Consider the following 26,606-nt stretch of genomic DNA (forward strand, 5'->3'; position numbering starts at 1 on the left):
ACGCTACCGGGGTCCACCATGGGGTCATGACCACCGACGCCGTCGTGCGCGTGTTCCCCGTCGATGCCGCGACCGCGTGGGCCCTGGTGGCCGACCCCCGCAACCACGGACGGTGGGTGCCGCTCACGCGGGTGGGGCTGTCGACGGACGCGCCCGAGGTCGGGTCGGTGTTCACGGCGGTGTCCGGTCCGTTCGCTCGGCGGGGCGCTCTCGGGCTGGCCGACGTCATGCGCATCGACCGCTACGACCCGCCGACCGACACCCGTACCGGCGTCGCGGAGTTCACCAAGACCGGGCACGTGCTCAAGGGCACCGCGTCGATCGTGGTCGTGCCCGCCGGTCCCTCGTCGTGCCGGGTCCTGTGGAGCGAGCACGTGTGGCTGGCGGGACCGGTGCCGCGCCGACTCACCGAGCTCGCCATGCGTCCGTTCCTCGGCGGCATGGTCCGATATGCACTAATGCGCGCTCTGGGCGAGGTTCGCGCAACAGATCACCACTGACTGCTCCGACAACGCAACGGATCGCGCCCAGATGCGCAATCCGAGATCCGGCCGTCGGACCGTACCGGCTCGTACCCTCGTGGGAACGACACGCCACGAGGAGCCACCCATGCCCCCCACTGCCCCCGGACGTACCGCTCGCCACTACCTGATGTGCGAGCCGGTCCACTACACGGTCTCCTACGAGATCAACCCGTGGATGGACAAGACCAAGCACACCGACGCCGGTCTTGCCGTCCAGCAGTGGCGACGTCTGCGCGACACCTACCTGGAGCTCGGGCACACGGTCGAGACGATCGACCCGATCGACGGCCTGCCGGACATGGTCTACGCCGCGAACGGCGCGACAGTCGTCGACGGCGTCGTCTACTCGGCGCGCTTCCGCTACGCCGAGCGTGCCGCCGAGGGCCCCGCGTACCAGAAGTGGTTCGCCGATCGTGGGTACGTCACGCACACCGCCGCCGAGACCAACGAGGGCGAGGGCGACCTGCTCGTCGTCGGCGACCTGATCCTGGCCGGCACCGGGTTCCGCACCGACCGGCTCGCGCACGCCGAGGCCCAGGAGCTGTTCGGCCGCCCGGTCGTCTCGCTCGAGCTGGTCTCGCCGCACTACTACCACCTGGACACGGCCCTCGCGGTCCTGTCGAGCTCGGCCGACGACCCGCAGATCGCCTACTACCCGCCCGCCTTCTCGGCCGGGTCGCGGGCCGTCCTGGAGCAGCTGTTCCCCGACGCGATCCACGCGACCTCCGACGACGCCCGCGCGCTCGGCCTCAACGCCGTGTCCGACGGGCAGAACGTCGTCGTCGCGCCCGGTGCCGTCGACCTCGCCGGAGCCCTGCGCGAGCGCGGCTACAACGCGATCCCCGTCGACACGAGCGAGCTGCTCAAGGGCGGCGGCGGCGCCAAGTGCTGCACCCTCGAGATCCGCGCACCGCGATGACCCTCGTCTCGCCCGTGGCCGTGCCTTCCCGGACGTCGTCCGAGGCGTCCGACGTGCTCGCGCACAACTACCACCCCCTGCCGGTCATGCTCGTCGACGGGCTGGGGTCCTGGGTGACCGACGTCGACGGGCGCCCCTACCTCGACCTGCTGTCCGGGTACTCGGCGCTGAACTTCGGGCACCGGCACCCCGCGCTCGTCGCCGCGGCGCACGCGCAGATCGACCGGCTCACGCTGACGTCCCGCGCGTTCGACCACGACCTGCTCGTGCCGTTCGCCGAGGCGCTCGCCGGGCTCGTCGGACCCCTCGTCGCCGGGCCCCCGATGGTGCTGCCGATGAACACGGGCGCCGAGGCCGTCGAGACCGCCATCAAGGCCGCCCGCAAGTGGGGCTACGACGTCAAGGGCGTGCCGGACGGCCGGGCCACGATCATCGTGGCCGACGGGAACTTCCACGGCCGCACGACGACCATCGTGTCCTTCTCGACCGACGAGGACGCCCGCCGCGGGTTCGGCCCGTACACGCCGGGCTTCCGGATCGTCCCGTACGGCGACGCCGCAGCGCTGGCCGCCGCGATCGACGAGACGACGGTCGCCGTCCTGATCGAGCCGATCCAGGGCGAGCAGGGCGTCGTCATCCCGCCCGCGTCCTACCTGCCCGCGGTCCGTGCCCTGTGCACCGACGCCGACGTGCTCCTGATCTGCGACGAGATCCAGTCCGGCCTCGGCCGCACCGGGACCACGCTGGCGTCCGAGCTCTGGGGCGTGAAGCCGGACCTCGTGACGCTGGGCAAGGCGCTCGGCGGAGGCGTGCTGCCGGTCTCCGCGGTCGTCGGCCGGTCCGACATGCTCGGCGTGCTGACCGCCGGCACCCACGGGTCGACGTTCGGCGGCAACCCGCTCGCGTGCGCCGTCGCCCTCGCGGTCGTCGACCTCCTGTCCGACGGCTCGCTGCAGGCCTCCGCCGCGTCGCTCGGCGCCCGCTGGGGCGAGCGGCTCGACGGGCTCGTCGCCGACGGCCTGCTCGCCTCCGTCCGTCGCGCGGGCCTGTGGGCGGGGCTCGACGTCGTGCCCGGATCCTCGTCGGGACCCGTGGACGGCCGCGACCTCTGCGAGCGGCTCCTCGCCCGCGGCGTGCTGGCCAAGGACACCCACGGCTCGACCATCCGGCTCGCTCCCCCGCTGACCATCACCGAGGCCGACCTCGACCTCGCGACGGACCACCTGGAGCACGCCCTGCGCTGACCCGGCCAGTGCGCCGGCGAGCGCACCCCTGAACGTCCGCGTCCGTGTGGCCCCTGACCCGCACGGGCGCGGACCTGCCTCCGACGAGGAGACGCAGCGACGCCCAAGCCGGGGGTCGCCTGGGCGGCCGTTGGCTCGGACGTCGCGGAGCGGATCAGCTGAACTTGACGGCGCCGAACAGCCAGCCGTTCAGGCTCGCGCCGCCGACGGCCATGCTGGAGACGTCGGTGCGGCGCATCTGGGCGTCGTGACCGGGCGAGTTCGACCAGGCCGAGACCATCGTCGACGCCGAGCCGTTGCTGACGCAGGCGACGATGTTGTCGCTGCCCGAGTGCCAGATGCCCCCGGCGTTCGCCATGGTGATCGCGTGCGACGTCAGGCTGCCGCTGGTGGACACGGAGAGCTGCGGCAGGCCGAGGCTCGCGCGGTAGGAGTTGATCGCGGCGCCGATGGCTCCGGCACTGGAGGCACCGGCCCCCGAACCACCCGAGCCGCTGCACACCTTGCCCCCCGCGGGGATGCCCGAGGGAGCAGCGGCCGGGGCGCCTGCGGCAGCACCCGCGCTCGACCGGGGAGCCGTGGTCCGCGAGGCACGTGCGCTCTTCGTCGAGGCGCGGGCGGCAGCGGCAGCGGCGGCCTGCTGAGCGGCGGCGGCTGCCGCGGCCTGCTCGGCGGCGATGCGGGCGGCCTCGGCCGCCTCCCAGGCGGCCTGGCCGTCGATCGCGGCCTTCGCGGGTGCGGCGACGCCGCCGGTGACCTTGCGCAGCGACGCAGCGCTCGTGGCGGGCGCGACGAGGGTCGCGGTGACCGCGGACGACGCGGCGGTCAGAGCGGCACGCGGGGCGTCGCCGGCGTTCGGGGTCGCACCCAAGGTCGCGTTCGCCTGGTCGACGACCGACTGCGCCTGGGCGGCGGCACGGGCGCGGTTGGCGGTGAGCGCCGCGGTCGCGACCGCGAGCTCGGCGGCCTGCTCGGCGGCCGCGTCGCGGGACGCGGCGACGACCGGCCCGTCGACCCGCAGCCCGGCGGCGAGAGCGGCGTCCTGGGCCTTCAGGCGGTTGGTCTCGGAGGCATAGACCGCGCTGCCCGAGGAGAGGGCGACGACGACGACGGACGCGACAGCCATCCACACGGCGCGCCGCGCAGAGCGCTCCCGGACCGGGGTCGCGGGAGGGGCGGACGCGGGCGCGCTCGCGACGAGCGGGGACGGCGCCGACGGCTGGCGAGGCACCTCGACGGCCGGGGCGGCCGGCGGCTTCAGGGAGCGCGCGGCGGGTCCACGTCGGGGCTTGACCGCGGTCTGGGCGGCGGCCTCGGAGGCGGCTGCGGCGACGCTCACCAGATCGACTTCCAACACGCCGACGGGCTCGGTCTCGGCCACGTCCACGACCGACGCGCGCGGCGTCGGTACGGTGTCGATGCGCTTCTTGGTGTCTCTTGCCACGTCGCCTCCATCACGAAACTGCGAGGACGCTCCGATAGACCGTCCCACAGGTCCTCTCGGCATGCCCGCTGTCCGGCTTGAGCACTCTTGGGGCATTGGCATTCGGGCGACGCCGGCACGTCACGGACCCGCGGCCTCGGCCATGATGAGCGGGTGACCGACGACACCGGGCTCGACTCCCTGGACACCGCCATCCTGCGCGTGCTCGGCCAGGACGCTCGCGCGACGTTCGCGCAGGTGGGCGAGCAGGTCTCGCTCTCGGCGCCGGCCGTGAAGCGTCGTGTCGACCGGCTGCGCGACCGCGGCGTGATCCGCGGCTTCACCGTCCGGCTCGACCCCGCGGCGATGGGCTGGCAGACCGAGGCGTTCGTCGAGCTGTTCTGCCAGGGGTCGACGAGCCCGGCGACGATGCGCGCGGCCGTCGAGCACTACCCGGAGGTCGTCGCCGCCAGCACGGTGACCGGCGACGTCGACCTCATGGTCCAGGTGCGGGCGCGCGACATGCGGCACCTCGAGCGCGTGGTCGAACGGCTGGCCGCCGAGCCGTTCGTGTCCCGGACGCGCTCGACCGTGGTCCTGTCCGCGCTGGTGCGGCGCCCCGACGTCCCGCCGGACCCGGAGGCCTGAGACCTTCCGCCGCCGGCCTAGCTCGCGGCGGCCGCGTCCGCCGCGCAGCGGTTGGTGACCACCATGACCGGGCAGTCGGCGTGGTGCAGGACCGCCTGGCTGGTCGACCCGAGCAGCAGCCCCGCGAACCCGCCCCTGCCGCGTGACCCGACGACGATCAGGTCCGTCGCGGCGGAGAACTCGGTGAGCAGCTCGGCGCCCGTGCCGTCCAGGGCGTGCCGTTTGACGGTCACGCCCGGGTGGTCGGCCAGCGCACGGTCGACGACGACGTGCAGGCCCTCGGTGACGTCGCGCAGCACCTGCTCGCGGTCCACGGCCGCCGGCAGCCAGGCCAGGACGCCGGTCATCGATCCGACCGGCACGCCCGCGACGGCGGTCAGCTCGGCGTCCCACTTCTCCGCCTCGACGATCGCGTACCGCAGGGCGTACTCCGCCGCGGGTGACCCGTCGACGCCCACGACGATGCGGCGCACCGGCCGGACGGGCGGGATGGCGACATCGTCGGGGAGCGGCTTGCCTCCACGCCGCAGCGGGACGACGACCGTCGGGCAGTACGCGTGCGCGGGCAGGGCCGACGAGACGGTGCCCAGGAGCCGGTCGGCGAACCCGCCGCCCCCGCGCGTCCCGACGACCACCGCGCGGACGGTGTGCGACATGTCGACGAGGACGCCCGCCGCATCACCGGTGACCACCGTCGCGGTGACGGGCAGGCCCCGGCCGGAGACGCGCGCGGTCGCCTCGGCGAGCACCGCTCGTGCGCCCTGCTGGATGGTGGAGTCGTCGAGGGCCGCGTAGCCGCCGTCGAGCGAGGCCGCGGTGAAGGACGGCAACGAGTAGCTGCAGACGATGCGCAGGCCCCAGCCGTGCGTCACCGCCTGCGCGGCCGCCCAGTCCAGGGCGTGCAGGCTGGCCGACGACCCGTCGACCCCCACGAGGACCACGTCGTCTCTCATCAGGGACCTCCCGACTGCTCCTCAGACCACAGTCACGCGACGACGTACTGCGACCAGAGCGGTTCCGTGCGAACCGAGGTGGTCCCGAAGGCTACCGACCATCGCGGCGCCCTGGGGACGAATCCGAGCTCCCAGCCGATCTCGTGCAGGAGCCTGTCGGCCTTGCGGTGGTTGCAGCGGACGCAGGCCGCGACGACGTTGGTCCACTCGTGCCGCCCGCCACGCGAGCGCGGGTGCACGTGGTCGACGGTGTCCGCTCCCCCGCCGCAGTACGCGCACCGGTGGTTGTCCCGCTGGAGCACCGTGCGGCGTGTGGGCGGCACCGGACGACGGACCGGCACGTGCACGTACCGCGTCAGGCACAGGACCACGGGCAGGGGCACCGCGACGTGCTCGGAGTGCAGCAGCCGGCCGTCGGACTCGAGCACCGTGGCCTTGCCCGTCATCACCAGGACGACCGCGCGGCGCAGGCTCACGATGCACAGCGGTTCCATGCTCGCGTTCAGCAGGAGGGTTCTGGCTGCAGAGCCAGGTGCCGCAGTTCCGGCCAACGGGGCGGGGGCTTCCGCTCCCCCGGTCGTCTCAGCGGTCAACGTGTTCACGAGCACGGCGTTCTCCCGACCTCGGGCGGTCGGACCGGCTGGCTGCCGGCCCGGCGAAGCGAAGCAACAGCGTGGTGCACGGCCAGACTACGCGCCGCTCATCGGCGGCTGGGGGACAACGGGCCCGGACGTGGCGAAGCCCCGACGACAGCGGTGTCGTCGGGGCTTCGTCGTGCGGTGCGGCTGAGGTCAGCCGATCCGGATGAAGACAGGCGCGCTCTGCCAGATGGCGCGGAACTGGATCGTCTTGCCCGGGCGGGGCGAGTCGATCTGCGAGTCGCCACCGGCGTAGATCGAGATGTGCCCGGGGCTCCAGATCAGGTCGCCCGGCTGCGCGTCGGCGCGGGAGATGACCGTGCCGGCCGCCTTGATGCCCCCGGACGTGCGAGGCAGGCTGATGCCGAGCTGACCGTAGACGTAGGAGACGAAGCCGGAGCAGTCGAACCCGGCCGGGGTGCTGCCACCGGACACGTACGGAGTGCCGACGTACTGGGCGGCGATCTCGAGGACCGCGTTGCCTGCGACCGACTGCGGGACGGCGGCGGCCGGGGTCGTCGCGGCGGCGGCACGTGCTGCGCTGCGCGAGGCGGCCTTGGCCTTGGCCTTGACGGGCGGGGGCGGCGGCGGGGGCGTCTCGGCCGTGACGGCCGGGATGTCGACCGTCCACGTGGCGTCCGCCGGCGAGGTGACGATGGGGGCGGTGTCCAGCACGGCGCGCGCCGAGGCGGTCAGCGCTGCGGTGTCCACTGCGGGGAGCGCGCCTGCGTCACCGGCGGTGGCCGATGCGGGCGAGCTGAGCATCGAGACGACGAGTCCCGACGACGCGGCCACGACGGCTGTACGACGACCGACGGTGCCGATCTGACCCGTGGCAGCAGCTGCCAGTTCCGTCAGTGGCGTCGAAGGACGCCGCGCCGCACGGTGGCGGGCGCGAGTAGTGCTCACGGTCACGCTGTGCCTCTCCTGAGGCCTACGAGGTCAGCTGTCGGGTTCGGATGGGAGAACACCCGGCCGCGTCCCCGGCGAACCGGATCTGCGACTTCACCCCAAGGACACCGAACTTCCGGTGCCCGCAATTGGGTCCCCCGCCCCTGCCGGCGGTTAGAGCGAACCTCGGAGCAGCGGCAGGGTTAGGCGTTCTGCTCGAGGGCTTCTCCGGAGGAGGGTTCTGGAGAAGCAGGACGAACGTACATGACGCTCGCAGCGATTGTCACGTTCCGGTCACGAGAATCTTCCCTCGTGTTGGACGGCCGTCCTGTACTCGGTGGGAGAACCGCCGAGGTGACCTGCGAAGACGCAGGTGGGAGCCCGTGCCGCATGGTCGGCAGACGTCACCCACGGGCCCGCAGGAAGATCACGGACCTATCGGACGAACGTGCCGACGACCAGAAGCACGGACGGGGCCGTCCGGTCGGAGGCGTTCAGCGCGCCCCGACGAAGATGTGCCGGGCGACGTCCTCGGGCAGGTCGAGCAGGATGTCCGACCCCGCCGACGAGACCGTGACGACGCCGTCGGAGCGCTCGATCGAGATCTCCTGGTGCGGCTGCACGCCCGCCTCGGCCAGCCGCGTCAGCAGCTCGACGTCGACCTGCAGCGGCTCGGCGATGCGGGCCACGACGGCCCGCTCGACCCCGTCGGGCCCGATCTCGCCCTGGAACACGACGAGCGACGTGACGCCGTCGAGGAAGCCCTCGTGCGTGGTCTCCTCGCCGATCTCTCCGAGCCCGGGGATCGGGTTGCCGTAGGGGTCGAAGTGCGGGTGGTTGAGCAGCTCGGCGAGGCGGATCTCCACGCGCTCGCTCATCACGTGCTCCCAGCGGCAGGCCTCCTCGTGCACGTACGGCCACTCCAGGCCGATCACGTCGGTGAGGAGCCGCTCCGCGAGGCGGTGCTTGCGCATGACCCGGGTGGCCTTGGCCTCGCCCGCACCGGTGAGCTCGAGGTGCCGGTCGCCGCTCACCACGACGAGGCCGTCGCGCTCCATGCGCGCCACCGTCTGGGAGACCGTCGGGCCGGAGTGCCCGAGCCGCTCGGCAATACGGGCACGCAGCGGGGTGATGCCTTCCTCGGTGAGCTCGTAGATCGTCTTGAGGTACATCTCCGTCGTGTCGATCAGGTCGCTCACTGCTGCAGCCTCCAACGTCGCGTCACCGTGCTGCTGCACAGGCTAGTTGCTCGCGCGGACATCGGGGGCCGACGACCGCCTATCCTCGGGCACGTGCCCGACGAACGCGCCCCGTTGACGATTCCCGCTCACCTGCTGCCTGCCGACGGCCGCTTCGGCTCCGGCCCGTCCAAGGTCCGCGCCGCACAGCTGGAGGCGCTGGCCGGGACGTCCGCGGCGCTCATGGGCACGTCGCACCGGCAGGCGCCGGTGCGCGCGCTCGTCGGGCGCGTGCGCGCCGGCCTCTCGGCCCTGCTCGACCTGCCCGACGGCTACGAGGTCGTGCTGGGCAACGGTGGCTCGTCGGCGTTCTGGGACGTCGCGACCCTGTGCCTCGTCGACGACGTCGCGGCGTTCGGGACGTTCGGTGAGTTCGGCGCCAAGTTCGCGGCCGCGGCCGGCCGTGCGCCCTTCCTCGGCACCCCGGTGGTCACCGCCGTCCCTCCCGGCGAGGTCTCGGTGCCGGCGTTCGTCGACGGAGCCGACACCTACGCGTGGCCGCACAACGAGACCTCGACCGGGGTCGTCGCTCCGGTGCGACGCGTGGCCGGGTCGCGCGAGCAAGGTGCTCTCGTGCTCGTCGACGGGACCTCCGGTGCCGGCGGCCTCGCCGTCGACGTCAGCCAGACCGACGTCTACTACTTCGCCCCGCAGAAGTCGTTCGCGTCCGACGGCGGGCTCTGGCTCGCCGCGGCCTCCCCCGCCGCGATCGAGCGCGCCGCACGCATCGAGTCCGGCGACCGGTGGGTGCCCGAGTTCCTCTCGTTCACTGCGGCCGTCACCAACTCGCGCCTGGACCAGACGCTCAACACCCCGGCCATCGCGACGCTCGTGCTGCTGGCCGACCAGCTCGACTGGATCCTCGGCCAGGGCGGCCTGTCCTGGGCCGCCGAGCGGACGGCGACGTCGGCCGGACACCTGTACGGCTGGGCGGACGCGCGCGACTGGGCCACGCCGTTCGTCGCCGATCCCGCGATCCGGTCGAACGTGGTCGGGACCATCGACCTCTCGCCCGAGATCGAGGCGCCGACCGTGGCGAAGGTGCTGCGCGCGCACGGCGTCGTCGACGTCGAGCCCTACCGCAAGCTCGGCCGCAACCAGCTCCGGGTCGCCATGTACCCGGCGGTGGACCCGGACGACGTGCTCGCCCTCACGGCCTGCGTCGACCACGTGGTCGACCAGCTCCTCTGACGGGCGCCCTCCGCAGACGACGACGCCCGCCCCCCGGTCAGAGAAGGGGGCGGGCGTCGTCGCGTGCTGTTACTGGGTCGCGCTCCGGCGGCGACGCGAGATCGCGACGAAGGTGACGGCACCGGCGCCGATCACGATGAAGCCGATCGCGGCCGCCAGCAGCGGCGCGTCGTTGCTACCCGTGGCCGACAGGACGGACGCGCTCTGACCGGGATCGGCGAGCACCTGCGTCACCGTCGTCACCGACGGCGTCGGGTCCGGCGAGTCGAGCACCTCGGTGTTGGGCGGGTTGCACGCTGCGGTGGCGCCCGGGTACATGGCGGTGGCGTCGGCCTCGGGGTTCACCTTGAAGTGGATGACCATGCCCTCACGGACCCAGTTGTACTGGTCACCCTTGACCCAGGTGCCGTCCGGGTTCTGGGTCCAGCCCGGCCAGTCGACGACCTTCCCGCCGGTGACCACAACACCCGGGAACGTCAGCGTCCCGCTCAGCGGACGGTCGGGGAAGACCAGGTCGGGGCCGCTCGGGTTGACGAACGTGATCGTCACCGTCTGGTTGGGCGTACCTTCCGGCACCGCGTTGTACGTCAGGGTGGGGACGTCCTCGGAGCAGAACGTCTGGACCTTGACGGTCAGCACGCAGGGTGCGGGGTACTCGCCCGTGTCCGTGCAGCCGGTCGTGTTGACCGTCGGCGAGGGGGCGGGGTTGTCGGCGGCGACCGAGGCCGGCGCCATGACGAAGCCCAGGAGGGCTACCGCCAGCACCACGATGATGCCGCGGAGTGTTCTGACCATGATCTCGCCTTTGCTCGCGAATCGGACATTTCAGACGGCCATCATCGCCCGCCGAAACCCGGAAACGTCAGGGCAGATCGGGTGAAGCGGGATAAACCGGACAGATTCACCCACACTTCATCCCTTGGAGTGAACGTGTGTCCAACTCCCGGACGCGCGTCCGCAGCGAACGGGTAGGTCAGGGTCAGGGGGTCACGGGCAGGTGGCCGTGGCAAGACCGGAGTCGGTCAGCGTGGGTGTCGTCCACACGCTCACGGCGCCGTCCTCGACGGGGACCGTCACCGTGTACGACTCGTGGCCGCCGGGCGGCAGGATCGACGTCACGATCTCCACGTCGCGACCCGTCGCCGTGCCGGTCTTCCCGCCCACCGTGCCCCCGTCCAGACCCAGCGGTGCGAGCTTGTCGCCGACCGCGGAGTAGACGCTGATGTTCGTCGCGAGGGTGCCGAGGGGCAGCCCGTTGACGCCCGGCCCGATGACGTACGCGGGCAGGCCCGCGATGTTCGTCGGCGGGGCGTAGTCGAGGTCGAGCCGGACCGTCGCGCTCGGGTCGGGCCCGCTGCACCGCAGGTCCTCGATCGTCACCTGGGTGCTGAGGTAGAAGTCGAGCTTGCCGCCGGTGCCGTCGTTGAGGAACACGCCCGTCGCGTCCGGGAAGTCGCCCGAGAGGAAGGCGCCGCCGAGCGGCGTGGCGGCGAGCGTCCCCTGCTCGTCGGCGTCCGCCGACCAGATGCGGATCCGGCCCTCGGAGCCGGCGGTGGACAGGGCGGTGACCAGGTCGTGCGTGTTCCCCTGCCCCGTCCCGACGGCGCCGAAGATCGCGGCGGCCACGTCGGCGTAGAACTGGTCGACCTTGGCGGGGTCGACGATGTTCAGGTAGGCGTCGTGCAGGAGCACGTCCACCACGTCGGCGGCGTTCACCGTCGTGCCGCCCTTGGCGGTCACCGGACCGGTCGCCTGCAGCAGGTAGCGGGCGCCGACCGGGTCCGCGGCGATGACCCCGTCGACGTGCTGGCCCATGTCGCGCTCCCAGCGGGCCGAGAGGAGCTGTGCCGAGCGGGGGAAGTCGGGGGTCATGACCGAGTCCTGCACCCAGCGGCCCAGCCGGTCGGTGTCGAGGTTCAGCTCCTCGTCAGTGAGCGGGAGGATCGGCTCGGGGATGCCGGACAGGTCGAGGGTCGAGCGCTGGTCGACGAGCGTGATCGCCCCGTCTTCCGCGTGCAGCACCGCGAAGGCGCCGACGATGCCGCCCGCGCTGCGCAGCTCCGCGCTGTTCAGCGACACCATCAGGTAGGTGCGGGGGCCGTCCGCGCCGAGCATCGGGGGCACGAGCGTGGCCACCTGGGCACCGGCGTCGAGCGCGCCCGTCACCGTGTCGAGCGACGTGCTCAGCTTCTCGACGGGCCCGGCCAGCTGCGAGACGAGCGCACCCGTGTCGATCTGCGCGACCGCGTCCTGCGCGTGGTGCGCGCTCGCCGCGGCGGCGATGATCTCCGGAGCGGCGTCGATGAGGGGCGCGAGGTCCACCCGACCGTCCTCGCCGCGCGCGCCCTCGATGTTCAGCAGCGCGTTGAGCTTGCTCACCGCCGGGAGCGCGTCGGTGGTCACGCCCTCGAGCGACGTCGAGACGATGCGGACCGCCTCGAGGTTGGCACCGAGGAACGGGACGTGCTCGGCCGCCCGCCAGACCGGGTCGTTCGTCGCATCGACCGCGCGCCCCAGGTCGTCCCGGACGGCCGGCAGCTGCTCCGCGATCTTGTCGGTGCCGCCGGTGTTCAGGTCCTGCTGCATCGCGACGAAGCCGCTCTGCGCGGCGTACAACGCCTGCGACGCCTGGATGGCCCGGTACGCCAGCCACGCCCCGAGCAGGACGAGCACCAGGATCAGCGCGAGCACCGACCAGACGATCGTGCGCGTCCGGCGCGCATGCGGTGCGCCGCGGGAGTGCCGCGCCTGCTCGGCGAAGGGCTCGTCGAAGAGATCGCCCGAGTCCGGGGGTCCCTTGACGGTTGTACTCACGGACAGATCGTCACATGCCGGACATCGCCCGCGACACGTCGCGCCTGCGATTCACCCGACCGTCAGGCGGCCGCCKGGCGGTCCGCCGCCTCCTGGGCGCCCAGCCGGGCGGCCGCGTCGTCGCGCAGCACCCGCAGGTTGACCACCTCGAGGTGCGGCCGGGTGCGCACGCTGTAGCGGACCCGGACGTCCCACTTCGCACGCGCCCAGAGCGCGGCACCGGTGGCGACGAGCAGCGCCGTGATCGACCCGATGCCGATGGCCCAACGCGGGCCGTACGTCTGGCCGATCCAGCCGACGATCGGGGAGCCGATGGGCGTCGCGCCCAGGAACACCATCATGTACAACGCCATGACCCGCCCTCGTACAGCGGGGTCGGTCGTCATCTGGATGGTCGAGTTGGCGGCCGTCATCATGGTCAGGCTCGCGAGGCCGACCGGGATGCACGCGACCACGTACGACGGGTACGTGGGCATCAGCGCCATCACCCCGGTCGCGATGCCGAACCCGAAGGCCGAGCCGATGACGAGCCGGACGCGCGGCCGCTCCCGTCGCGCGGCGAGCAGCGCGCCGGTCAACGAGCCGATCGCGAGCACCGAGCCGAGGATCCCGTACTCCCCCGCGCCCCGGCCGAACTCGGTGCGGGCCATCATCGCGCTGGTCAGCTGGAAGTTCAGGCCGAAGGTCGAGACGACGCCCACCACGACCATGATCACGAGGATGTCGCTGCGGCCGCGCACGTAGGCGACGCCCTCGCGCAGCTGCCCCTTGGCGCGCACGACGGTCGGCATGGGCCGCATCTCCGACGAGCGCATCTGGGTCAGCGCGAAGATCGTCGCGGCGAACGTGGCCGCGTTGATGAGGAACACCCAGCCGGTGCCGACGGCCGCGATGAGCAGCCCCGCGACGCCCGGGCCGATCAGGCGCGCGGCGTTGAACGAGGCGCTGTTCAGGCCGACCGCGTTCGAGAGCTTGGCGGCAGGCACGAGCTCCGCGACGAACGTCTGCCGGACCGGCCCGTCGATCGCCGTCACGCAGCCGAGCGCGAGCGCGAACAGGTACACCATCCAGAGCTCCGCGCGCCCCGAGAGCACCAGCACCCCGAGCCCGGCGGCCAGGATCCCCTGGCCGACCTGCGTGGCGATCAGGAGCTTGCGGCGGTCCACGCGGTCGGCGAGCAGGCCGGCCCACGGGGACAGCAGCAGGACCGGCGCGAACTGCAGGGCCGTCGTGATGCCGACGGCGACGCCCGACTCGTCGGAGAGCTGCGTGAGCACGAGCCAGTCCTGCGCGACCCGCTGCATCCAGGTACCGATGTTCGCGACCAGCGCCCCGGCGAACCAGAGGCGGTAGTTGCGGAACTGCAGCGAGGAGAACGTGGGGCTCATGCCTGGGCGATCCTCCGCAGCAGCTCGGTGGCGTCCGTCAGCAGCCGTCGTTCGTCGGGTGTCATCGCGTCGAGCTGGCCCGCGAGCCAGATGTTCCGGCGCCGCCGGGTCTCCTCGACCTCGGCCTTGCCCGCGTCCGTCAGCGTCACGACGACCTGCCGGCCGTCGGTCGGGTGCGGGGCCTTGGCCACCAGGTCCAGGTCGGCGAGACAGTTCACGGTCCGCGTCATCGACGGCGGCTGGACGCGCTCGAGGTCGGCCAGCTGGCCCGGCGTGAGCGGCCCCTTCTTGGTGAGCCAGAGGAGCACCGTGTACTGCGGGTCGGCCAGGCCGGCACCGCCGCGCTCGGCGCGGATCCGTCGCGCCGCCTGGCCGATGGCGATGCGGAGGTCGCCGGTCGGGTCGGAGGTCGTGGTCACGATCGTTAGCATACGTCATTACCTTGCGTAACGAAAATCAGATGCAATGACGAAGGCCGCCACCCGGTGCGGGCGACGGCCTGTCCTCGTCGGGAGACCTCAGGGGCGGCCGAGCGCCCGGTAGGTCCAGCCGGCTGCGCGCCACTGGGCAGGCTCGAGCACGTTGCGCCCGTCGAGCATCCGTCGGTGCGCGACGACCTCGCCCAGCTGGTCGGGGTCGAGCGCTCGGTACTCGGCCCACTCCGTGGCCAGCAGGACGACGTCCGCACCGGTCGCGGCCTCGATCGCCGTGTCCGCGAAGTGCAGGTCCGGCCACTTGGCGCGGGCGTTCGGGATCGCCTGCGGGTCGGTGACCGTGACGTGCGCGCCCTGGAGCTGCATCTGCGCGGCGACGGACAGCGCCGGGGAGTCGCGCACGTCGTCGGAGTCGGGCTTGAACGCCGCACCGAGCACCGCGACGCGTCGGCCGACGATCGAGCCGTGGCAGACCTCGCGGGCCAGGTCGACCACCCGGACGCGACGACGCATGTTGATCGAGTCGACCTCGCGCAGGAACCCGAGGGCGTCGCTGACGCCGAGCTCGCCGGCGCGGGCCATGAACGCGCGGATGTCCTTGGGCAGGCAGCCGCCCCCGAAGCCGAGCCCCGCGTTGAGGAAGCGGCGGCCGATCCGGTCGTCGTAGCCGATGGCGTCGGCGAGGCGCGTCACGTCGGCGCCCGTCGACTCGCACAGCTCGGCCATCGCGTTGATGAACGAGATCTTCGTCGCCAGGAACGAGTTCGCGGCCACCTTGACCAGCTGGGCGGTCGCGTAGTCCGTCACGACGAGCGGGGTGTCCTCCGACAGCGGGGTCGCGTAGACCTCGTCGAGGACCGACTGCGCCTTGGTGCCCTCGAGCGTCGGCTCGCCGTCGCTGTTCGTCGGCAAGCCGTAGACGAGGCGGTCGGGGTGCAGCGTGTCCTGGACCGCGAAGCCCTCCCGCAGGAACTCCGGGTTCCAGACGAGGACGGCGCCCGTGCCGGCGAGCACCTCCGCGATCGCCTCCGCGGTGCCGACGGGGACGGTCGACTTTCCCGCGACGACGTCACCGGGCCGCAGGTGCGGGCGCAGGGCCTCGACGGCCGAGTTGACGTAGGTGAGGTCGGCGCGGAACTCGCCGTGCACCTGCGGCGTGCCCACGCAGATGAAGTGGACGTCCGCACCGGCCGCGTCCGCGATGTCCGTGCTGAACGACAGGCGTCCGGTCGCGCCCGCCTCCGTGAGCAGCTCGGGCAGCCCCGGCTCGTAGAAGGGCGCGCGGCCCTCCCGCAGCGCGTCGATCTTGCGCTCGTCGACGTCGATGCCGATGACGTCGTGACCCAGCTGAGCCATGCTCGCCGCGTGCACGGCCCCCAGATAGCCGCAGCCGATGACGGAAAGTCGCACGAATTGCCCCTTTGTGGTGGATTCCGACGAATGTACCCGGCGGACCTCGGACCTCGGCGGGTGATCCTTGGCGCCCACCGCCGGACGGGTGAACGCGGTCGGCTACGGTTCACCGGGTGTCGCAGATCACCTTCCGTCGTGGCCTTGTCACAACGCTGGTGATCTACCTGGCCGTCGTCGCGCGCCTGACGCTCTGGCCCGCACCCGCCTCGCCGTCCACGTTCGACCTCGTCCGCGCGGTCCTGTCGTGGCTGTCGCAGATCGGCGTCCCCCTCACCTACGCCGGCCTCGAGGCCGTCGCCAACGTGATCATGTTCGTGCCGTTCGGTGTCCTCGTGGGCCTGCTGCTGCGCCGATCCTGGCTCGTCGTGCTCCTCGCGTTCTGCCTGTCCGCGGCCATCGAGCTGGCGCAGCTGCTCTTTCTCCCGACGAGGGTCCCGACCGTCCAGGACGTCGTGCTGAACACCCTCGGAGCGACCCTCGGCGTGCTCGGCCTGCGCCTTGTGCGGTCGCTCATGACTCGTCGGCGGACCGTGATCACCCAACCCACCTCCGACTGATCTTTCTGCGCCGATCGGGTGCGAACGTGTGGCAGCACGACGCCGGCCAGGGATCATGGGGGGCATGACCCCCTCCGACGAGACCGCGCCCCTGCGCGTCCTCGTCGTGTGCACGGGGAACATCTGCAGGTCGCCCGCCGTCGAGCGGCTTCTCTCCGCGCGGCTCGGCGCCGCGTTCCAGGGCCGCCCCGCGGTGGGGTCGCTCATGCCGGCGATCGAGATCGGCTCGGCCGGCACCGGCGCGCTCGTCGGCCGGCCGATGACCGGCACCATGGCGCAGCTCGTCGAGGAGAACGGCGCCGACCCGTCCGGCTTCGCCAGCCGCCAGCTGGAGGCGTCGATGATCCGGTCCGCCGACCTGGTCATCGGCATGACCCGCAAGCACCGGTCCGCGATCGTCGAGCTGGTGCCCGCCGCCGTCCGCCGCACGTTCACCCTGCGCGAGCTGGCCCGGCTGGCCCTCGACGTCGACCCGTCCTCCCTCCCCGGCGCCAACGCCACCACCGCCGACCGCCTCCGCGCCCTGATCCCCCTGGCCGGCCGCCGCCGGGGGCTCGCCTCGTACCGCCCGGGCGACGACGACGTGGTCGACCCCTTCCGCGGCGACACGGCCCTCTACGAACGCTCGTTCACCCAGCTCCTCCCGGCGGTGGAGACCCTGACGACCCTGGTCCGCCGGTAGGGGGTCGGGGCCGGGGGTCGATCCGTCGGCGCGCTGCGGACGAGGCTGACGCCCGAACTCGTGTCTACCTAGCCGCGCTTGTGACGGGTGGGGCACGTGATGCGTCGATCGCGCCACTTCCGCCACCATCCGTCCCAGGTGCGGCTAGATCCGCACACCGTTGGCACGACGTGGGGCGCCCAGCGCCGCGAGGACCGTCGCGACGAGCCGATCGCGGTCGCGCAGGACGTCCCGGGCGGTGAACCTCAGGACGACGTAGCCCTGCAGGGCAAGCTCACGGTCGCGTCGACGATCCTCGTCGAACTCGCGGCGGCCCCCGTGGTAGGCGAACCCGTCCAGCTCCACGACGACGCGACCCTCGACGACCAGGTCGACCTCACCGACCATCGGCACCATCACTCCGGCCTCCACTCGGAGCCCCGCGGCTCGGAGCGAGAGGCGCGCCATCGTCTCGAGGGGGGACCTGCTCCGCCCGTCGGCCAGTGCGAGCACCGACCGCGCCCGCACGTCTGCGGTGGGCGGCAGCAGGGACCTGATGGCGTCGACCGAGGTGAGCCGTTGCTGGAGGGCGCTGTCGATGGACACGACCGCCTCGTCGGCGTTGCAGCAGACGAGCATGCGGGCCAGGGCACGGGGCGCCGGCGCGACCACGACACCAGGACGGTGTCCGCCCGACACCCACGACTCTCGGTGAAGAGTCGCCGGAGCGTCGTCGCGAAGCCGTGACGGCGAGGACCCACGCGCCCGAGGCACCGAGAGGTGCGGGCGATCCGGCGCGTTCAGGACCGCGATGCCCGCGCGCTGGATCGCCGAGACGCAGCCGATCAAGGCGCCGTGCGTGACCGCAGCGACTGCCTCGTGCGAGCAGCCGGGCAGCGCGTAGATCCCGCGCCCGAGCCGGTCGATCGTGCCCGACGCGGCGGCCCGGTCGATCGCCCGCGCCCCGCCGACCACCCCGGCGATGTCCCGCCTCCGCACCGCACCGCCGAGCTCGGACAACCTCCGGAGGACCTCGTCGCTCATCCCCAGATCTCACGACCGAGCCGCCGCGGACGGGGCGGGCCTGACGCGATCTGTGGACGGCGTGGTCCGACGACGTGCTGGGGGCGGCTCGGCGGCGCCCGGCGCTCTCGCTCCCGTGCGGGTGCAGCGCGACGGGGCGGGCCGATGCGCACTGACGCCACGGGTCCGCTGTGCCGACCTAGCCGCACGTGGGTCAGGTGTTCACGGGAGTTGCGTCGAGGACGCTTCAGCAGACCCACGCGTCACCAGTGCGGCTAGGTACGCGCAGCTCCCGGCGGACGCCGACCGGGCGCTCGGGACTCGGGACCCGGGCCGACGCCCCCGATGCCCCCTAGATGCCGAGCCAGGTCTTGATGGGGCCCAGGAGGAAGTAGACGACGAAGAGGGCCGAGGTGATCCACATGAAGGCGTGGACCTCGCGGATCTTGCCGACGCCCAGCTTGATCGCGACGAACATGATGACGCCGGCGCCGATGCCCACGGTGATCGAGTACGTGAACGGCATCAGGACGATCGTGAGGAACGCCGGGATGGCCACCTCGTAGTCGCGCCAGTTGATGCCCGTGATCTGCGTGACCATCAGGAAGCCGACGACGACCAGGGCGGGGGTCGCGGCCTCGAAGGGGACCAGCTCGACCAGGGGCGCGAGGAACGTGGCGACGAGGAACGCGAGGCCGGTGATGACGGAGGCCAGGCCGGTGCGCGCGCCGTCGCCGACGCCCGACGCGGACTCGATGTAGGACGTGTTCGACGAGACGCTGCCCGCACCACCCGCGGCGGCGGCGATGGAGTCGACGACCAGGATGCGGGTCGCGTTCGGGGGCGTGCCCTCCTTGTCGAGCAGGCCGGCCTCGCCGCCGACGGCGACCATGGTGCCCATCGTGTCGAAGAAGTCGGCGAGCAGGAGCGAGAAGACCAGCAGGATCACGGCGACGATGCCGATGGACTTGATGGAGCCGAAGAGCGAGAACTGGCCGACGAGCGAGAAGTCGGGCGTCGCGACGATGCCGCCGGACGGCCAGTGCGGGACGCCGAGCGACCAGCCGCCAGGGTTGTCGGCGGACTTGGAGCCGAGGTCGCCGGCCAGCTCGACGAGGAACGCCAGGACGGTCGCGGAGATGATCGCGATGAGGATGGCGCCGTTGACCTTGCGGACCATGAGGATCACGGCGACGAACAGGCCGACGACGAACACGAGCAGCGGCCAGCTGCCCAGCGACCCCGCGATGCCGAGCTCGACGGGGGTGGCCATGCTGGCGGGGATGCGCACGAAGCCGGAGTCGACGAGGCCGATGAACGCGATGAACAGACCGATGCCGACGCTGATGGCTGTCTTGAGCTCGCGCGGGACGGCGCGGAACACGGCCTGCCGCAGGCCGGTGGCCACGAGCAGCAGGATGATCAGGCCCTCGAGGACCACGATCCCCATGGCGTCCTGCCACGACATGTCCGGCAGGGCGGCGATCGAGTAGGCGACGACGGCGTTCAGTCCCAGGCCCGCGGCGAGCGCGAGCGGGAAGTTGGCGACGACGCCCATGAGGATGGACATCAGGCCGGCGACCAGCGCGGTCGTCGCCGCGACCATCGCGAGGTTCGGTGCGTCGCCGCCGCCGAGGAACTGGCCGTCGCCGGACTTCACGGTCCCGATGATCAGCGGGTTCAGGATGATGATGTAGCTCATCGTGAAGAACGTGACGAGGCCGCCGCGGATCTCGGTCCCGACGGACGAACCGCGCTCGGAGATCTTGAAGTACCGGTCGATCGCGCTCGTCGAACGCTGGGGGGTCGTCGCCATGGGCGGCAGTGTGCCAGACCCGAAACCCGGTCTGCAGACCGGCCCGGCGTGGCGCGACGAACGCCGCGCGACGCCGGACCGGCTTCGACCCCGTCAGACCACGAGGAGCGAGAACTGCCCGGCGCCGTACCCGGCCACGTCCATGTCCAGGTCGGTGCGCCGGACGTAGGACAGGACCCACGGGGCGACGTCGGCCGGGACCGCGGAGCGCGGCTGGTACAGCCGGTCCAGCTTCACGTGCGGCGCGCCCTCCAGGTTGAACAGCGACGCCATGACGTTGAGGATCTCGCCCGCGTTCTCGGAGAGCGCCTCGGGCAGCACGCCCTCCTCGACCGCCACGCCCGCGGCACGCGCCGGCACGAGCCCGAGCGAGGCGCCCAGGTGAGCGGCGAGCGGCAGGTCCAGGAGCACGAGCGCGGTCAGGGCGAGCCGGTCGTCGACGTAGACGCCCACGAGGGCGCCGTCCTGCGCGTTCGGGTCGACCATCGGGCCGCCGGTGGTGACGGAGATCTCGCGGCCGACGAGGCCCTCGACGAGCTCGCGGACGTCCTTGGCAGAAGGAAGAGGCGTCGCCGTCGAACCAGCGCCGTTCATGCCAGCACCGGCTCGATGACCTCGCGGAAGCCGTCGGGCGTGAAGGGCTTGGCGATGAGGAACAGGGCGCCGGCGGCCTCGGCGGTGGCGCGCATCTCCGGCGAGCCCTCCGACGTGACGAACCCGAACGGCGTCTCGAAGCCCTCGGCGCGCAGGCGGCGCAGCAGGTCGATGCCGTTCATCTCGGGCATGTTCCAGTCGGACAGCACCACGTCGGGCTCGTCGGCACGGATGGCCGCGAGCGCCTCGGCGCCGTCGGACGCCTCGCGGACGTCCCAGTCGTAGCCGGCCTGGCGCAGCGTGCGGATCACGATCTGGCGCATGACTCGGCTGTCGTCCGTCACAAGGACGCGGATCATGAGCGGTTCCCTTCTTCGGCGGCGGTAAAGCCCCAGACGGTCACGACGATCGGCTGACCGCGCCACCCGAGCTGGAGCTCGACGACGACGGCGGCACCGGCCACGGACGGGGCGGCGGGGGCGACCTGCGGCAGGCCGAGGCTCCCCTGCGTGGGCAGCAACGACTTCACGTTGCCGCCGACGACGTTGGCGACCTCACCGAACGCGTCGACGAGGTCGAGGGCGGTGACGGCCTCGTCGGGACCCAGGTCCAGCAGGGCCCGGGCGAGGTCGTGCGCGGTAGCGGTCGAGGTGGTGAGCGACGCGCGGCCGGCCCAGTCACCGAAGAGGTCGACCCACCCGACGATCGGCTCGTCGAAGGTCGGCAGGTCGCCGTCCCACGGCTGGAGCAGCCCGTGGTCCCCGTCGACCATCGCCGCGAAGACCTCCTGCGCGATCATGAAGACCTGGTCGTGCTCGACGACGGTGCTCATGCCGGCTCCTCGACGGGGACGAGCCCCAGCAGGTCCAGCTTGCCGCGGATGGCGTCAGGCGTGAACGGCTTGATCAGGTACTCGTGGGCGCCCGCGGCGAGCGCGCGCACGATCTGGCCCTGCTCGCTCTCGGTGGTGACCATCATCAGCGTGATGTGCCGCCACTCGGGGCGGGCGCGGACCTCGCTGACGAACGTGAGGCCGTCCATCACGGGCATGTTCCAGTCGATGCAGCACAGCTGCACGTCGAGGCCGGACTCCAGCAGGTCGAGGGCGGCCTGGCCGTGCTCGGCCGGTTCCGTCTCGAAGCCCAGGTCCTCCAGCGTCCCCGCGACGATGCGACGCATCGTGCGCGAGTCGTCGATCACGAGCGCTCTCATCGGGTGGCTCCTCGGGTCAGGACGGATGTGTCGAGTGGTGCGGTTCGGGGGTTCGGGATCGCGGCGACCGACGCGGGCACCGGCCGGGTCGGGCGGTAGACGGAGCCGGAGCCGACCGGGACGCGCGCCCAGCCGTCGTCGACACCGATCGTGGTCTCCGCCGCGCCGAGCACGAGGACGCCGTCCGGCCGCATCACGCGACGGAGCCGGTCGAGGATCGCGCGCTTGGTGGCGAGGTCGAAGTAGATGAGGACGTTGCGCAGGAACACCACGTCGAACGGCCCGCCGATGGGCGGCTGATCGAGGAGGTTGTGCGGGCGGAACGTCACCAGTCCGCGCAGCTCCTGCGAGATCTGCCACTCCGCGCCCGAGCGGGTCAGATGCCGCACGAGCATCGCCGCCGGCAGGCCGCGGTTGACCTCGAGCTGGCTGTACCGGCCCTCGCGCGCCTTGGCGAGCACCTGCTCGGACAGGTCGGTGGCCAGGATGTCCGCGGTGGCGCCGGTGGGCAGGCAGTCCGCCAGCGTCATCGCGATCGAGTACGGCTCCTGCCCGGTCGAGCAGGCGGCGGACCAGATCTTGAGCCGGGTGGAGGTCCCGCGGGCCGCGATCAGCTCGGGCACGACGACCGAGCGCAGGGCCGCGAACGGCCCGGAGTCGCGGAACCAGGACGTCTCGTTGGTGGTGAGCGCCTCGACGACCCGGACGTACTCGGTCTCCTTGGCGCCGTGGCGCACGTTCTTCACGTACGCGTCGACGTCGGGCAGCCCGGCGTCGCGGGCGAGCGAGAGCAGGCGGCTCTCGACCAGGTACTCCTTGCCCGGCGCCAGCTGGATCGCGCTGCGCCGGCGCACGAGGTCGGCGACGAACGCGAACGAGTCTGCGCTGACCGCCATCAGGCCACCCCTCCCCGGACGAGGTTGCCGACGGACGCGAGCACGCGCTCGATCGTCGGTGCCACCTCGGTCAGCGGCAGGACACGGTGTGCGAGCCCCGCGGKCGCGACCGCGCCGGGCATCCCCCACACGACGCTCGTCGGCTCGTCCTGGACCACGACGGTCCCGCCGGCGTCGACGAGGCGCTGGCAGCCGGTGCGCCCGTCGGACCCCATGCCCGTGAGCACGACGCCGAGCAGCTCGCCGCCGTAGACGCGCACCGCGGAGCCGAACAGGACGTCGACCGAGGGCCGGCAGTAGTTCACGGGCGGCCCGTCGGTGAGGACGGTGCGCACGGCCCCGCCGTGGCGCTGCACCTCGAGGTGCCGGTCGCCCGGGGCGATGTAGATCGTGCCGGGCTCGAGCTCGGTCCCGGCCTCGGCCTCGACCACGCGGGCCGGGCCGAGGCGGTCGAGACGCGCGGCCAGCTGCCGCGTGAACACCGGCGGCATGTGCTGGACGACGAGGACCGGGACGGTCGGCGCGTGCGTGAGGGCGGCGATCACCTTGGACAGGGCCTCGGGGCCACCCGTCGACGACCCGAGCACGACCGCGCGGATCGGGTGCGGCGCGGGCTCGGGGCGCTGGGGGGCCGCGTTGGACCGCGGCGCGGGGACCACGGCCGACGACGAGCGGACCGCGGTGTGCATCGCGGACCGGACGACGAGCGCCTTGATCTTGGGCAGCAGGTTGTCGGCCACCTGGGCCAGGGACTCCTGGACGCTGCCGACGTTGGCGGGCTTGGTCACGTAGTCCTGCGCACCCGCGACGAGGGCGTCCAGGGTCGCAGCCGCACCCCGCTCCGTGAGCGTGGAGAACATGATGATCGGCATCTTGTGGCCGTCGCGCCGCAGGGCGCGCACCGCCTCGATGCCGTCCATCTCGGGCATCTCGATGTCCATGGTCACGACGTCGGGCGCCAGCTGGGCGACCTTGCTGACCGCGAGGCGGCCGTTCGCTGCGACGCCGACCACCTCGACGTCCGGGTCCCGGGACAGGGCGTCCGTGACGAGTCGCCGCACGACGACGGAGTCGTCGACGACGAGCACGCGGATCGGGGTCACTGTTCCTCCTTGGGAGCCGGGGTTCCGGCTGCGTTTCTGGGGCTGTCGACGGTCAGAAGGTGAAGGCGGCCACCCGCTCCCGGAGCCGGTCCGACAGGACGCTCAGCTCCTCGACCTGGGTGCCGACCTCGGTCAGGACGTCGGAGCTCGTCGTCGCCGCGGACGCGACACCCGTGATGTTGACGGCGATCTCCCCCGACCCGACCGCGGCCTCGGTGACTCCTCGCGACATCTCGTTGGTCGTCGCGGTCTGCTCCTCGACGGCCGAGGCGATGGTGAGCTGGTAGTCGTTGATCGAGGTGACGATCACGCTGATCTCGGCGATCGCCGCGACCGCGCCCGCGGTCTCCGCCTGGATGGCCTCGACCCGGCGCGCGATGTCCTCGGTCGCCCGGGCGGTCTCGGACGCGAGCTCCTTGACCTCGCCGGCGACGACGGCGAAGCCCTTGCCCGCCTCCCCCGCACGCGCGGCCTCGATGGTCGCGTTGAGCGCCAGCAGGTTGGTCTGCTCCGCGATGCTCGTGATCGTCTTGACGACGTTCCCGATCTGCTGGCTGGACTCCCCGAGCCGGGCCACCTGGTCGTTGGTCGTCCGGGCGACCACCGTCGCCCGGTTGGCCACCTTCGCGGCCTCGGTCGCGTTCTGCGCGATCTCGCGGATCGAGGCGCCCATCTGCTCGGCGCCCGCCGCGACGGCCTGCACGTTGCGGGAGACCTGCTCGGCCGCGGCGGCGACGACGCCCGCCTGGGCGCTCGTCTCCTGGGCGGTGCCCGCGACGCGCTGGTTGGACGCGGTGAGCTGCTCGGCGGAGGTCGACACCCCGGCGGCGGTCTCGACGACCCCGGCCAGCGTGGCCCGCAGGGACGCCTGCGCCCGGGCGAGCGAGGCCGACATCCGGCCCGTCTCGTCGTTCGACTCGATCGGGGCGACGACGGTCAGGTCTCCCCCGGCCATGGCGTCGAGCGAGCCCTGCACCTGGCGCACGGCGCGGGTGACCCGGCGCACCACGGCGGCGGCGAGCACCCCGGACACGAGGGCACCGAGGACGAATGCGATCGCAAGGATCCGGATGGTCCGGTCCACCTCGGCCTGGCCGTCCCGCAGGATCTGGTCGACCTGCGCGTCGACCTGGCCCTGCGCGAGGGTGAGCGCGCGGCCCGCCCAGTCGGGGTCGGCCGCGGCGCTGGCCCGGATCGCTGCAGCGAGACCGACCTCGTCGCCCGCCTGGACGAACGGCAGGAGCGTGGTGTCGCGGTAGGCCGTCCACGCCTTCCAGCGCGTCACGAAGTCGGTCCACTGCTGGGTGCCCGACTGCGGGAAGTCCGAGATCACGGTGATCTGGCGGTCGACGTCCTTGTCCACCCACGCCGACGACGTGAGCAGCTGGGTCCGAACGGCGGGGTCCTGCGCCTCGACGGCCCGGTGCACCAGGAGGTTGCTGCGCGTCTGCGCGGTGCGCAGCTCGGCCATCGCCGACTGCAGGCGACCGGTCAGCCCCGACATCTCCTCGAGGTGCTGGCCCGCGCGGTAGAGGGCCACGGCCCCGGCACCACCGACGAGGGCGAACACCGCGCCGAGCACGATGAGCGACGTCGCGATCTTGACGCCGACGGACCGGTCCCAGAACCAGCGACGACGGGGAAGGGTCTGGTCGTTCACTTGGTGCCTCCTGCGGGCACGGCGCCCAGCTCGTCCTGCGTGTAGTAGCCGCCGTCGACCAGCACGGCCTGGTAGTTCTCGCGCGTGACCAGGGCAGGTGCGAGGAGGTAGGACGGCACCACGCGGACCCCGTTGTCGTAGGAGGTGGTGTCGTTCACCTCGGGCTCGACGCCGGCGAGCAGGTCGCGGACCATCTGGACGGCGACCTCGGCCAGCTCGGCGGTGTCCTTGTAGACGGTCGAGTACTGCTCTCCGCCGACGATCGAGCGCACCGAGGCGAGCTCGGCGTCCTGGCCGGGGACGACCGGCAGGGCCGGCCCGTCGCCGCCGTAGCCCAGCTCGGACTTGATCGCGTCGATGACCGCGATGGCGATCCCGTCGTTCGGGGCCAGGACACCGTCGAGGTGCAGCCCTGCGGTGTAGGGCGCGGCCAGCGTGCCCATGCGGGCGGCGGCGTTCTCGCCCTTCCAGCCCTCAGTCGCGACGGAGGCGAAGTCGGTCTGGCCGGACGGGACGACGAGGACGCCCTCGTCGATGTACTGCTGGAGCACCGACATGGCGCCCTGGTAGAACACCGTCGCGTTGTTGTCGCTGGGCGAGCCCGCGAAGATCTCGATCGCGAGCGGCCCGGTCACCCCGGTGCGGGCGCCGGTCGCGTCCAGCACGCCCAGGCCGGTCAGCAGCGCGTTCGCCTGCAGGACGCCGACGGCGTTGTTGTCGAAGGACGCGTAGTAGTCCACGTCGGCCGAGTCCCGGATGAGCCGGTCGTACGACAGGATCGCGACCCCGGCGGCGGCGGCCTCGGACAGCACGGACGTGAGCTTCGTCCCGTCGACGGCCCCGATCACCAGGGCGTCCGCGCCCGCGTCGATCATCGCGGTGATCTGGTCCACCTGGGTGGCCACGTCGTCGTCGGCGTACTCGAGGTCCACGTCGTACCCGAGGGAGACGAGCTGCTTGCGCAGGTTCTTGCCGTCGCCGATCCAGCGCTCCTGGACCTTGGTGGGCATGGCCACGCCGACCAGCTGCGGGCCGTCGTCGGGGAGCTGCTTCGCGGCACCGGGGGTGGTGGTGCCGCCGGCGCAGCCGGCCGTCAGCAGGCCGAGCGTCACCGCGATCGCGGCGGCTCCCAGGCGTGCTCGTCTCATGGTGGTTCCTCTGGTCGATCGGATCTCTAGAACGTGAACGCCGCTACGCGGGTGCGCAGGTCGGTGGAGAGGCGCGCCAGCTCGCTGACGGCGTCGCCCATCTGCCCCAGGGTCTGCGAGGAGGACGCGGCCGAGCTCGCGACGCCACCGATGTTCATCGCGATCTCCCCCGACCCGGTCGCGGCCTCGGCCACCCCGCGGGACATCTCGTTGGTCGT

The 26,606-nt window shown here is 72.4% G+C and carries 27 protein-coding genes, 1 pseudogene and 1 riboswitch; of the genes and pseudogenes, 7 read left to right on the plus strand and 21 right to left on the minus strand.

Annotation, left to right across the window (positions count from 1 at the left end; translation table 11 throughout):
- Positions 1–26: 26 nt before the first annotated feature.
- The 3 genes from AC1DUE_RS15535 to rocD all read left to right on the plus strand — a co-directional run bounded on the left by AC1DUE_RS15535 (position 27) and on the right by rocD (position 2,687).
- Positions 27–500, plus strand: coding sequence for an SRPBCC family protein (locus AC1DUE_RS15535; protein WP_477040316.1), 474 nt, complete (start codon positions 27–29; stop codon positions 498–500).
- A gap of 109 nt (positions 501–609) precedes the next feature.
- Entirely contained in the window at positions 610–1,443 is an 834-nt protein-coding gene (ddaH, locus tag AC1DUE_RS15540) for a dimethylargininase (RefSeq protein WP_477040317.1), read from the plus strand.
- A complete protein-coding gene (gene rocD, locus AC1DUE_RS15545) occupies positions 1,440–2,687 on the plus strand; it encodes an ornithine--oxo-acid transaminase (RefSeq protein WP_477040318.1) in 1,248 nt (415 codons plus the stop codon). The genes ddaH and rocD overlap by 4 nt, the downstream gene beginning before the upstream one ends.
- A 154-nt stretch (positions 2,688–2,841) precedes the next feature.
- Here rocD and AC1DUE_RS15550 read toward each other — a convergent pair whose 3' ends face one another.
- The gene (locus AC1DUE_RS15550) at positions 2,842–4,131 is read right to left on the minus strand and encodes a CAP domain-containing protein (RefSeq protein WP_477040319.1); all 1,290 of its coding nucleotides are present in this window, start codon (positions 4,129–4,131) and stop codon (positions 2,842–2,844) included.
- 153 nt (positions 4,132–4,284) lie between these two features.
- On the opposite strand from AC1DUE_RS15550, the gene AC1DUE_RS15555 reads away from it, so the two are divergent.
- Positions 4,285–4,758, plus strand: a complete 474-nt coding sequence (locus tag AC1DUE_RS15555; RefSeq protein WP_477040320.1) for an Lrp/AsnC family transcriptional regulator — start codon at positions 4,285–4,287, stop codon at positions 4,756–4,758.
- A gap of 17 nt (positions 4,759–4,775) precedes the next feature.
- On the opposite strand, the gene AC1DUE_RS15560 is transcribed toward AC1DUE_RS15555, so the two are convergent.
- From AC1DUE_RS15560 to AC1DUE_RS15575, 4 genes are all read right to left on the minus strand, one after another.
- The gene (locus AC1DUE_RS15560; protein ID WP_477040342.1) at positions 4,776–5,714 is read right to left on the minus strand and encodes a universal stress protein; all 939 of its coding nucleotides are present in this window, start codon (positions 5,712–5,714) and stop codon (positions 4,776–4,778) included.
- A gap of 29 nt (positions 5,715–5,743) precedes the next feature.
- Positions 5,744–6,205, minus strand: coding sequence for an HNH endonuclease (locus AC1DUE_RS15565; protein WP_477040321.1), 462 nt, complete (start codon positions 6,203–6,205; stop codon positions 5,744–5,746).
- Between the two features lie 297 nt (positions 6,206–6,502).
- The gene (locus AC1DUE_RS15570; protein WP_477040322.1) at positions 6,503–7,144 is read right to left on the minus strand and encodes a C40 family peptidase; all 642 of its coding nucleotides are present in this window, start codon (positions 7,142–7,144) and stop codon (positions 6,503–6,505) included.
- A gap of 122 nt (positions 7,145–7,266) precedes the next feature.
- Positions 7,267–7,432: riboswitch (cyclic di-AMP (ydaO/yuaA leader) on the minus strand.
- A gap of 302 nt (positions 7,433–7,734) precedes the next feature.
- Positions 7,735–8,439: an iron-dependent transcriptional repressor DtxR gene (locus AC1DUE_RS15575; RefSeq protein ID WP_477040323.1), complete on the minus strand. Its 705-nt coding sequence runs from the start codon at positions 8,437–8,439 to the stop codon at positions 7,735–7,737.
- Between the two features lie 93 nt (positions 8,440–8,532).
- Here AC1DUE_RS15575 and serC point away from each other — a divergent pair, with 93 nt between their 5' ends.
- A complete protein-coding gene (serC, locus tag AC1DUE_RS15580; RefSeq protein WP_477040324.1) occupies positions 8,533–9,669 on the plus strand; it encodes a phosphoserine transaminase in 1,137 nt (378 codons plus the stop codon).
- A gap of 69 nt (positions 9,670–9,738) precedes the next feature.
- Here serC and AC1DUE_RS15585 read toward each other — a convergent pair whose 3' ends face one another.
- The 5 genes from AC1DUE_RS15585 to AC1DUE_RS15605 form a co-directional block, all read right to left on the minus strand.
- The gene (locus AC1DUE_RS15585; protein WP_477040325.1) at positions 9,739–10,464 is read right to left on the minus strand and encodes a peptidase; all 726 of its coding nucleotides are present in this window, start codon (positions 10,462–10,464) and stop codon (positions 9,739–9,741) included.
- A 192-nt stretch (positions 10,465–10,656) separates the two neighbouring features.
- Complete coding sequence (locus AC1DUE_RS15590) at positions 10,657–12,483, minus strand: DUF4012 domain-containing protein (RefSeq protein WP_477040326.1); 1,827 nt, start codon at positions 12,481–12,483, stop codon at positions 10,657–10,659.
- A 62-nt stretch (positions 12,484–12,545) separates the two neighbouring features.
- Positions 12,546–13,871 (minus strand): MFS transporter, encoded by a 1,326-nt coding sequence (locus AC1DUE_RS15595; protein ID WP_477040327.1) that lies wholly within the window; start codon positions 13,869–13,871, stop codon positions 12,546–12,548.
- Positions 13,868–14,290, minus strand: coding sequence for a MarR family winged helix-turn-helix transcriptional regulator (locus tag AC1DUE_RS15600; RefSeq protein ID WP_477040328.1), 423 nt, complete (start codon positions 14,288–14,290; stop codon positions 13,868–13,870). The genes AC1DUE_RS15595 and AC1DUE_RS15600 overlap by 4 nt, the downstream gene beginning before the upstream one ends.
- Before the next feature lie 99 nt (positions 14,291–14,389).
- On the minus strand, positions 14,390–15,715 hold the full coding sequence (locus tag AC1DUE_RS15605) for a UDP-glucose dehydrogenase family protein (protein ID WP_477040329.1): 1,326 nt from the start codon (positions 15,713–15,715) through the stop codon (positions 14,390–14,392).
- Between the two features lie 116 nt (positions 15,716–15,831).
- On the opposite strand from AC1DUE_RS15605, the gene AC1DUE_RS15610 reads away from it, so the two are divergent.
- Together AC1DUE_RS15610 and AC1DUE_RS15615 are read left to right on the plus strand one after the other, a co-directional pair.
- Positions 15,832–16,275 carry a VanZ family protein gene (locus AC1DUE_RS15610; RefSeq protein ID WP_477040330.1) on the plus strand — a complete coding sequence of 148 codons (444 nt, stop codon included), beginning with the start codon at positions 15,832–15,834 and terminating at the stop codon, positions 16,273–16,275.
- Positions 16,276–16,339: 64 nt separating this feature from the next.
- Positions 16,340–16,957 (plus strand): arsenate reductase/protein-tyrosine-phosphatase family protein, encoded by a 618-nt coding sequence (locus tag AC1DUE_RS15615; protein ID WP_477040331.1) that lies wholly within the window; start codon positions 16,340–16,342, stop codon positions 16,955–16,957.
- Positions 16,958–17,101: 144 nt separating this feature from the next.
- On the opposite strand, the gene AC1DUE_RS15620 is transcribed toward AC1DUE_RS15615, so the two are convergent.
- The 11 genes and pseudogenes from AC1DUE_RS15620 to AC1DUE_RS15670 all read right to left on the minus strand — a co-directional run.
- Positions 17,102–17,980, minus strand: a complete 879-nt coding sequence (locus AC1DUE_RS15620; protein WP_477040332.1) for a DUF559 domain-containing protein — start codon at positions 17,978–17,980, stop codon at positions 17,102–17,104.
- 331 nt (positions 17,981–18,311) lie between these two features.
- Positions 18,312–19,775 (minus strand): NCS2 family permease, encoded by a 1,464-nt coding sequence (locus tag AC1DUE_RS15625; protein ID WP_477040333.1) that lies wholly within the window; start codon positions 19,773–19,775, stop codon positions 18,312–18,314.
- Positions 19,776–19,868: 93 nt separating this feature from the next.
- Positions 19,869–20,369, minus strand: coding sequence for a hypothetical protein (locus AC1DUE_RS15630; RefSeq protein WP_477040334.1), 501 nt, complete (start codon positions 20,367–20,369; stop codon positions 19,869–19,871).
- Complete coding sequence (locus tag AC1DUE_RS15635) at positions 20,366–20,728, minus strand: response regulator (RefSeq protein ID WP_477040335.1); 363 nt, start codon at positions 20,726–20,728, stop codon at positions 20,366–20,368. Before AC1DUE_RS15635 ends, AC1DUE_RS15630 begins: the two co-directional genes overlap by 4 nt.
- Positions 20,725–21,201 (minus strand): chemotaxis protein CheX, encoded by a 477-nt coding sequence (locus AC1DUE_RS15640; protein ID WP_477040336.1) that lies wholly within the window; start codon positions 21,199–21,201, stop codon positions 20,725–20,727. Before AC1DUE_RS15640 ends, AC1DUE_RS15635 begins: the two co-directional genes overlap by 4 nt.
- Positions 21,198–21,581, minus strand: coding sequence for a response regulator (locus tag AC1DUE_RS15645; RefSeq protein WP_477040337.1), 384 nt, complete (start codon positions 21,579–21,581; stop codon positions 21,198–21,200). The genes AC1DUE_RS15640 and AC1DUE_RS15645 overlap by 4 nt, the downstream gene beginning before the upstream one ends.
- Positions 21,578–22,477 carry a CheR family methyltransferase gene (locus AC1DUE_RS15650; protein WP_477040338.1) on the minus strand — a complete coding sequence of 300 codons (900 nt, stop codon included), beginning with the start codon at positions 22,475–22,477 and terminating at the stop codon, positions 21,578–21,580. The genes AC1DUE_RS15645 and AC1DUE_RS15650 overlap by 4 nt, the downstream gene beginning before the upstream one ends.
- Entirely contained in the window at positions 22,477–23,580 is a 1,104-nt protein-coding gene (locus AC1DUE_RS15655) for a protein-glutamate methylesterase/protein-glutamine glutaminase (RefSeq protein WP_477040339.1), read from the minus strand. The genes AC1DUE_RS15650 and AC1DUE_RS15655 overlap by 1 nt, the downstream gene beginning before the upstream one ends.
- 52 nt (positions 23,581–23,632) lie before the next feature.
- Positions 23,633–25,240 (minus strand): methyl-accepting chemotaxis protein, encoded by a 1,608-nt coding sequence (locus AC1DUE_RS15660; protein WP_477040340.1) that lies wholly within the window; start codon positions 25,238–25,240, stop codon positions 23,633–23,635.
- On the minus strand, positions 25,237–26,388 hold the full coding sequence (locus AC1DUE_RS15665; protein WP_477040341.1) for a substrate-binding domain-containing protein: 1,152 nt from the start codon (positions 26,386–26,388) through the stop codon (positions 25,237–25,239). The genes AC1DUE_RS15660 and AC1DUE_RS15665 overlap by 4 nt, the downstream gene beginning before the upstream one ends.
- Positions 26,389–26,414: 26 nt before the next feature.
- Positions 26,415–26,606: pseudogene (locus AC1DUE_RS15670) on the minus strand (methyl-accepting chemotaxis protein); the annotation flags it as partial.

It is taken from the genome of Cellulomonas sp. P4_A2 (genome assembly GCF_056402515.1).